General features: G+C 58.1%; 7 protein-coding genes. 2 read left to right on the top strand and 5 right to left on the bottom strand.

What is annotated here, in order from left to right; translation table 11 throughout:
- Positions 1-156 precede the first annotated feature (156 nt).
- The 3 genes from zapE to ACRC4F_RS30565 all read right to left on the bottom strand — a co-directional run bounded on the left by zapE (position 157) and on the right by ACRC4F_RS30565 (position 3,352).
- A complete protein-coding gene (gene zapE / locus ACRC4F_RS30575; protein ID WP_109634727.1) occupies positions 157-1,251 on the bottom strand; it encodes a cell division protein ZapE in 1,095 nt (364 codons plus the stop codon).
- A gap of 91 nt (positions 1,252-1,342) precedes the next feature.
- The gene (locus ACRC4F_RS30570; RefSeq protein ID WP_438662655.1) at positions 1,343-2,698 is read right to left on the bottom strand and encodes a tryptophan--tRNA ligase; all 1,356 of its coding nucleotides are present in this window, start codon (positions 2,696-2,698) and stop codon (positions 1,343-1,345) included.
- 24 nt (positions 2,699-2,722) lie between these two features.
- A complete protein-coding gene (locus ACRC4F_RS30565) occupies positions 2,723-3,352 on the bottom strand; it encodes an alpha/beta hydrolase (RefSeq protein ID WP_438662654.1) in 630 nt (209 codons plus the stop codon).
- A 144-nt stretch (positions 3,353-3,496) separates the two neighbouring features.
- Between ACRC4F_RS30565 and ACRC4F_RS30560 the strand changes: the two genes are divergently transcribed.
- Positions 3,497-3,931 carry a YhcB family protein gene (locus ACRC4F_RS30560; protein ID WP_109634733.1) on the top strand — a complete coding sequence of 145 codons (435 nt, stop codon included), beginning with the start codon at positions 3,497-3,499 and terminating at the stop codon, positions 3,929-3,931.
- A gap of 251 nt (positions 3,932-4,182) precedes the next feature.
- Here the strand turns inward: ACRC4F_RS30560 and ACRC4F_RS30555 are convergent, their stop codons facing one another.
- Both ACRC4F_RS30555 and ACRC4F_RS30550 read right to left on the bottom strand, forming a co-directional pair.
- Positions 4,183-4,890, bottom strand: coding sequence for an OmpA family protein (locus tag ACRC4F_RS30555; RefSeq protein WP_131059453.1), 708 nt, complete (start codon positions 4,888-4,890; stop codon positions 4,183-4,185).
- 100 nt (positions 4,891-4,990) lie between these two features.
- A complete protein-coding gene (locus ACRC4F_RS30550) occupies positions 4,991-5,635 on the bottom strand; it encodes an MBL fold metallo-hydrolase (protein ID WP_438662653.1) in 645 nt (214 codons plus the stop codon).
- A 211-nt stretch (positions 5,636-5,846) separates the two neighbouring features.
- On the opposite strand from ACRC4F_RS30550, the gene ACRC4F_RS30545 reads away from it, so the two are divergent.
- Positions 5,847-7,992: M10 family metallopeptidase C-terminal domain-containing protein (locus ACRC4F_RS30545; protein WP_438662652.1), on the top strand; the 2,146-nt coding region annotated here is incomplete at its 3' end.

The raw sequence follows: 7,992 nt of genomic DNA, 5'->3' as shown, positions 1-7,992 counted from the left end.
AGCCTGCTCGCGATAGCGGCTGTACATCCAACAAAGATGTGACTGACATACCGCTATCGCGAGCAGGCTCGCTCCCACAGGGATTGTGCGGAGTCAAACAGCGCGCACAAAAAAAGGGCCTGCATCTGCAGGCCCTTTTTCATTTTCCGAATAATCCTAAGGCTTATGCGCCCGGGACAGGAATTCGTGCGATTGCATTTCCAGCAGACGGCTGAGGGTGCGCTGGAATTCGAAGTTCAGGCGACCACCGGTGTAGAGGTCTTTGAGCTCGACTTCAGCGGAGATGATCAGCTTGACGTTACGGTCGTAGAACTCGTCGACCATGTTGATGAAGCGTCGGGCGATGTCGTCGGTGGTGACGCTCATTTGCTCGACACCGCTGAGCAACACGGCATGGAAGATCTTGCCCAGTTCGATGTAATCGTTCTGGCTACGCGGGCCGTCGCACAGTTCACGGAAGTCGAACCAGGCCACGTCGTCACAGGTACGCACAGCCCGAATCTCACGATTCTCGATCATCAACACATCGTTCTCGATGGCGGCCGTGCATTCTGGTGTCAGGGCGCGGAAGCTCTTGCGCAGGCTTTCCTGAGCGGCTTCGTCCAGCGGGAAGTGGAACAGCTCGGCTTGTTCGAGGTGACGCAGACGATAATCGACGCCGCTGTCGACGTTGACGATGTCGGTGTTCTGCTTGATCAGGGCAATGGCCGGCAGGAAGCGCGCACGTTGCAGGCCATCCTTGTACAGACCGTCCGGCACGATGTTCGAGGTCGCGACCAGGGTCACGCCGTTCTTGAACAGTTCTTCCATCAGCGTGCCGAGGATCATCGCGTCGGTGATGTCGGACACGAAGAATTCATCGAAACAGATCACCCGGGCTTCGTCGGAGAAACGCTTGGCGATGATGGTCAGCGGGTTCTTTTCGCCACCGAGGGTCTTCATCTCTTCGTGCACACGCTTCATGAAGCGGTGGAAGTGAGTGCGGACCTTTTCCTTGAACGGCAGCGCTTCGAAGAAAGTGTCGACCAGGTAAGTCTTGCCGCGACCCACGCCACCCCAGAAATACAGGCCCTTGACCGGTGCCTGGTCTTTCTTGCCAAACAGTTTGCCGAGCAGACCCGGCTTGTTGTTCGACGCAGCGACCAGATCGTCGTACAGGCGCTGCAGATGGCGCACCGCAGTTTCCTGCGCGGCATCATGGAAGAATTCCGGGCGTTTCAGATCAGCTTGATATCGTTCTAGGGGCGTCATAATTCGTTAGCAAGGCAACAAAAACGGGCCGTCACTGTAGCGACGGCCCGTGGGAATGGCAATCGGCCCTTGGTCGGACCGAGCCGTTGATTTATTCCTGAACAGGCGTCAGCGCAACCCGCAGGGCGTCGATGGCCAGGTCGCGAGCGGCGTTATCAGCAAAAGTAGGGCTGTCGCCCACGCATTCGCCTTCCAGCCAGACACTGAAACTGCGGTCTTCACTGCGCACATCCAACGGCTGGCCCGATTGCAGCTGCCTGGTTACCTGGCCTGCGGTTTTGCCGTCGGCGAAGTTGCGCGACAACAGCAGTTGCTCGCCATCGGCCGCCAGCAGACGGAAGCGGAAACTGCTGTCTTCTTCGCGGAAGCTGACAAAGCGCGCGGCTTTCGCAGCTTTCTTCTTGGTGGTGGCAGCAACTTGAGTCTGAGCAACGAAAGAACGCAAGCCCACCGCTTCACGCAGTTCGTGGAGGAACGGCGTGGCGACCGAGCGGGCCTTTTTGGCGCCGATCTGCAAGATGTCTTCCAGGTCTGCCGGGCGCTCGATCAACTGGTGATAACGCTCGCGGGATTCGCCCAGCTCGCTGTCCAGCAGCTGGAACAGACGATTCTTCGCTTCGCCCCAACCCAGGCCTTGCAACAGTTCGCTGCGGAATTCATCAGCCTGTGCTGGCGTGGCAAACGCCTGGAACAAAGTGAACAGGTGCGAGTTATCCGGATCCTTGGCTTCGCCCGGCGCGCGCGAGTCAGTGACAATCCGTGAGATCGCGTCCTTCATTTCCTTGGCGCTGCTGAACAACGGAATAGTGTTGTCGTAGCTCTTCGACATCTTGCGACCGTCGAGGCCTGGCAGCGTGGCGACGCTTTCTTCGATCAGCGCCTCGGGCATGGTGAAAAATTCTTTGCCCTGACCGAACAGGTGGTTGAAGCGTTGGCCGATGTCACGGGCCATTTCCACGTGCTGGATCTGGTCACGTCCGACCGGCACCTTGTGCGCGTTGAACATCAGGATGTCCGCCGCCATCAGCACCGGGTAGCTGTACAAGCCCATGGTGATGCCGGCATCCGGGTCTTCGCCGGTCTCGACGTTCTTGTCCACCGAGGCCTTGTAGGCGTGGGCGCGGTTGAGCAGGCCCTTGGCGGCGACGCAGGTCAGCAGCCAGGTCAGTTCGGGGATTTCCGGGATGTCGGACTGGCGATAGAAGGTCACGCGGTCCACATCCAGGCCACCGGCCAGCCAGGTCGCGGCGATTTCCAGACGCGAGCGCTGGATGCGCAGCGGGTCATCGCATTTGATCAGGGCGTGGTAATCGGCGAGGAAGTAGAACGAATCGGCATTGCTGTCACGGCTGGCCAGGATCGCCGGGCGGATGGCACCGGCGTAGTTGCCCAGGTGCGGCGTGCCGGTGGTAGTGATGCCGGTGAGGATACGGGTACGAGTCGTCATGGGTAATCGCTTGTCAGACTGCAATCAATTCGAAAGGCGCGGCAGGATCAGATCCTTGAGATCGGTCAGCTTGCCATGAAAAAAGTGTCCGCATTCTGCCACTTTCAGCAGCTCATGGGGACGTTCGAGTTTGTCGGACCAGTCGTAGACGGCTTGCGGATCGATGACTTCGTCGGTTTCCGGCTGGATCAGGGTCAGCGGGCAGTTGACCGGCAACAGGTCATAACCGTTGAGACGGGTGACGGCGGCCGCGACCATGAACAAATGTTTCAACTGCTCGCCTTTGGCTTCCAGGCGCCCGCCGAGACTTGCTGCAACAAAACCGCCGAAGGAGAAACCGAACAGGGTCAGTGGCAAATCCGGGTGTTTGGCCCGCAGCCATTCGGCCGCTGCCTGAGCGTCGTCGACTTCGCCGGTGCCCATGTCGTGAGCGCCTTCGCTGGCACCGACGCCACGGTAGTTGAAACGCAAGGTGATCAAACCGGCGTCGCGCGCGGTGCGCTGCAGGGTCGATACAACCTTGTTGAGCATGGTGCCGCCCTGCACCGGGTTTGGATGGCAGATCAGCGCGATACCGCGAGGCTGCTCATTGTCCAGGTAGAGGGCTTCCAATTGGCCGACCGGGCCATCAATCACTACAGGGGTTTCGCGCATAAGCAAGGAAGGAACTCCGTGACCTCGAATCGGGTCGACTCGTCTAGCAAATTGTCTGTGCCAATCTATTGCGAGTGAATCGCGGTATACAGCGCAGGTTCGAGCCGTTAACGTAAAGCAAAGCCGTTTATAGAGGAAGGACTCGTGGAACACTCGCTCTTAGTTTGGTTGTTGCCGACTCTTGCCCTGGTTGTGGGTGTCGCCATTGGTTTCCTGATCGCTCGCCTGGTGCCGAATGCAGCGCCGAGCAGCACACAACGTCAGCTGGACGACATTCAGGAACGTTTCGACAGTTATCAGAACGAGGTGGTCACCCACTTCAACAGCACTGCAAACCTGGTCAAAAAGCTGACTGCCAGCTATCAGGAAGTGCAGGATCACCTCGCCGAGGGTGCCAATCGCCTGGCCCTGGACGAGCAGACCCGTCAACGCTTGCTGGCCGCGCTACACGCCGATGCGGCGCAGGCTCCACGGGAACGCCTGACGCCACCGCGCAATCAGGAGCCGCCTCGTGATTACGCACCGAAAGCCCCGAACGCGCCGGGCATGCTCGATGAACATTATGGCCTGAAGAAGTAATCAGGTTCTGCGCGACATGAAAAAGCCCCCGGACGAGTGATTGTCCGGGGGCTTTTTTGTCTCTGATTATTTGGTTGTCTGCTCTGCCCCCATCGCGAGCAGGCTCGCTCCTACATTTGAAATGCTTTCCCTGTAGGAGTGAGCCTGCTCGCGATGGGGCCAGTACTCGCGCCACAAAAAAGCCCGCCGGATCTGTTGAGGATCGGGCGGGCTTTTTTACGCCTGGGGTTCAGTCAGGCTTTTGCTGTCACTTACTGGGTCGGTTGCGAATACTGCTGGCCCGGAATCGCCTTCAGGTTGACCTCTACCCGACGGTTCTGCGCCCGGCCATTGACGTCGCCATTGCTGGCAATCGGGTTATCCGGCCCGGCACCGCGAGCTGACAGGTTGGCGCCGCTGACGCCTTGTGAGGTCAGGTAAGTTGCTACGCTCTGGGCGCGACGCTGGGACAGGTCCATGTTGTGCTGACGGGCACCCGTGCTGTCGGTGTAGCCGACAATTTCGATCTGGTTCTGGCTGAACTCCTTGAGCGAGCCGGCCAGATTGTTCAGCGGCTGATAGAAGCTGGAAGCGATATTCGCCGAATCGGTGGCGAACGTGATGTTGCCCGGCATGATCAGCTTGATCTGGTCACCCTGACGCTGCACTTCGACACCGGTATTGGCCATGCTGGCCCGCAGCTTCTTCTCTTGCTGGTCAGCGTAATAACCGTAGCCGGCAGCGGAAGCACCCACAACGGCGGCGCCAATCAATGCGCCCTTGCCACGGTTATCGTGACCGATGGCGGCACCCGCCAAAGCGCCGGCCAGCGCGCCGAGGCCACCGTACTTAGCGGTTTTGCTCATGCCCGTGGAGCCACCGTCGGCCTGGCCCTGGTTGTCATAAGGGTTAGGCGAGGCGCAGCCAGACAGCAAGGCCACAGCCGTAGCGACAATAATCAAACGCTGCTTGGTGAACATGAAGAGCTCCTACTTTTGCATTCTGGGGTGCAACGGACAAAGGCATTGGCCTTTGCGGGCGTTGGATCATTTTCGCCGCCGAAAATTCAATCGGTAACAATTAAGCCCGCACAAACGGATTCTCGCGCATTTCATCACCCAGGCGCGTGTCCGGACCATGCCCGGTCACAACCGTCGCCTCTTCGTCGAGCGTATAGAGCCGCTGCTTGATCGATCGCACGATGGTCGCCTGATCGCCACCCCACAAATCCGTGCGCCCTACCCCGCGACGAAACAGCGTGTCACCGGCAATCAGCAGCTTGGCCTCGGGAAACCAAAAGCTCATCGATCCCGGTGTATGACCCGGCGTGTGTAACGCCACGCCGCAACCGCAGGCCAGTTCCTCATCGTCGGCCAACCAGCGGTCCGGCGACGGCACTGGCGTGTAGGGCACACCGAACATCTGGCACTGCATCTCCAGATTGTCCCAAAGGAATTGATCTTCCTTATGCAGATGCAGGGTCGCGCCGGTTTTCTCCTTGAGCTGGCCGGAAGCCAGAAAGTGATCCAGATGCGCATGGGTATGGATGATGCTGACCACCTTCAACCCCAAGGCATCGAGGCGCGCCAGGATCAGCTCATGATTGCCGCCCGGGTCGACCACGATCGCTTTTTTGCTGATCGGATCGCCGATGATCGTGCAGTTGCACTGCAAAGGGCCAACGGGGAAGGTTTCGCGGATCAGGGAGGGGCTTGGTACGGTCATGGGCAGTCGATGGCCTGTATCAGACGGATGGCAATGTCGTTGTTTCAGGATTCTACGCCACTCGCCGATACAGATCGCCAGGCCAATTACTTGACGCCACCAAACAGAAAAGTAGTGGCTAGATGATGTCAAATGCACCCGTTCTGGTGCAAAATCGTACTTTTGTAGCGGTCGCATCCAGGAAGGGCCGCAGCGCACTCAGGAATTTCGCATGCCTTCTCCGACTGATTACTCCTACACCACATGGACAATGCTGACCGGCAACAAGCCACTCGACAGCTTGATTGCAGGCGACTACTGGACAGGTACCTCCCCGTTTCACAAAGCCGGGACGCCGACGTTGCTGACTTACAGCTTCGTCACCACCGACAACTCCTACTTCGCTCGCGACTACAGCCCTCACAATGAATACCTGAACGGCTTCACCCTGACCTCGGCGCAACAAAGCGCCGTGACCAGTGCGCTTGGGATGTGGAGTGCGGTCGCCAATATTCAGTTCACGTTGGTGCAGGAAAACATCAGGAACGTCGGCGACTTGCGATTCGGCGGGTACCTGGATATGGACCCAAAGTTCGCTGCATGGGCCTACTACCCGGATCGCACCCCTGTTGGTGGCGACGTTTGGATCGGTCCGGGCACTGATGATCCGGCGCCTTCAAAAGGCACCTTCGATTATCTGACTTTCGTACATGAAATCGGCCATGCCTTGGGTCTCAAGCACCCGTTTGAAGCCAGCAGTGATAACAAAACCATTCTCACCCCGTCTTTGGACGATGTCCGATTCACGGTAATGAGCTACAACGACTCGTACTCGTACCAGCCCACCAGCCCGATGCTGCTGGACATTCTGGCCATTCAGAAACTGTATGGGGCCAATACCCAGTGGCAGGCTGGAAACAATTTCTATAACTGGGCCCCTACCCAGTCGGTTTTCGAGACCATCTGGGACTCGGGTGGTGTCGATGCCATTGACGGCAGCAACCAGGCATCAGCGGTACGAATCAACCTGAATGAAGGTCAGTTCAGTCAGATCGGCAAGGCCTTTCTCAACCTCGACACCCTGACTTCGTTCAACGAAGGCCTGGCGATTGCCTATGGCACCAAAATCGAAAATGCCTATGGCTCGGCTTTTGGCGACACGCTGATCGGCAATGCCCTGGACAACATGCTGGATGGCATGGCGGGTGCCGACACCATGAACGCCGGCGCAGGCAACGACACTTATTTTGTCGACAACACGGGCGACGTAGTCATCGAAGACGGCACCTCGACATCCGAAATCGACGCCGTCTATTCATCGGTCAACTACACCCTGGGCAGCAACGTCGAGTATCTGACATTGCTGGGCAATGCCAATCTCAACGGCACCGGCAATGCGCTGAGCAACCTGATCACTGGCAATGCCGGCGATAACATACTGGACGGCGGCACTGGTGCCGATGTTCTGGTCGGCGGCACAGGCAACGATACCTATATCGTCGATAACGTCGGGGATGCGATCTTCGAGACCAGTACCCTGGTCAACGAGACCGACACGGTAAAGTCGTCGGTCTCGTACACGCTTGGCGCCAACCTGGAAAACCTCACCCTGACGGGTACCGCCGACAATTTCGGAATCGGCAATAGCCAAAACAACGTACTGACCGGCAACGATGGCAACAACGTGCTGAACGGCGCGGGCGGCCTGGATGTCATGATCGGAGGCAAAGGGGATGACATCTACGGACTGGATCAAGCCGGCGAACTGGCGCTGATTCAGGAAGCCGCCAGTGAAGGCAGCGACACGTTGTTCATCTCGTATGACTTGACACCCCAGACCAGCATCATCGACATGAGCATCAACAGCCTGAGCAATGTCGAAAATATTTCCCTGTACGGTGCCGGAAGCTTTACGGTGCTGGGCAACGATTTGAATAACACCCTTGTCGGCAATGCCTGGTCCAACACGCTTCGGGGTGGTGCAGGTAACGACGTTCTGGACGGTGCTGCCGGCGCTGACACGATGTTGGGTGGGGTCGGCGACGATACTTATTTTGTCGACTCCGTGGCAGATATCGTTACCGAAGCAACCAATGAAGGCCGCGATCTGGTGCTGACGTCGGTCAGCTACACCCTGTCGAGCAACATTGAAGACGGTCGTTTACTCGGTGCCGGCAGCATTGATCTTTCGGGTAACGACCTCAACAACGTGCTGACCGGTAACGCCGCAAACAACGCCCTCAACGGCGGCGCCGGTGCCGATACCCTGAACGGCGGCGCAGGCAATGACAGCTACTATGTCGACAACGTTGGCGATGTGATCATTGAGGACAGTGCTTCCGCTTCGGAAGTGGACACGGTCCTCACATCGATCAGTT

It is taken from the genome of Pseudomonas sp. (assembly GCF_051660785.1).
Lineage (GTDB): Bacteria > Pseudomonadota > Gammaproteobacteria > Pseudomonadales > Pseudomonadaceae > Aquipseudomonas.
Note: the sequence above shows the minus strand (reverse complement) of the source record. Positions and strands in the feature narration are given on the sequence as shown.

Bases quoted from the DNA above. Each gene is read 5' to 3' on its own strand.
- zapE (WP_109634727.1), bottom strand. From the start codon at position 1,251: ATGACGCCCCTAGAACGATATCAAGCTGATCTGAAACGCCCGGAATTC.
- ACRC4F_RS30570 (WP_438662655.1), bottom strand. From the start codon at position 2,698: ATGACGACTCGTACCCGTATCCTCACCGGCATCACTACCACCGGCACG.
- ACRC4F_RS30565 (WP_438662654.1), bottom strand. From the start codon at position 3,352: ATGCGCGAAACCCCTGTAGTGATTGATGGCCCGGTCGGCCAATTGGAA.
- ACRC4F_RS30555 (WP_131059453.1), bottom strand. From the start codon at position 4,890: ATGTTCACCAAGCAGCGTTTGATTATTGTCGCTACGGCTGTGGCCTTG.
- ACRC4F_RS30550 (WP_438662653.1), bottom strand. From the start codon at position 5,635: ATGACCGTACCAAGCCCCTCCCTGATCCGCGAAACCTTCCCCGTTGGC.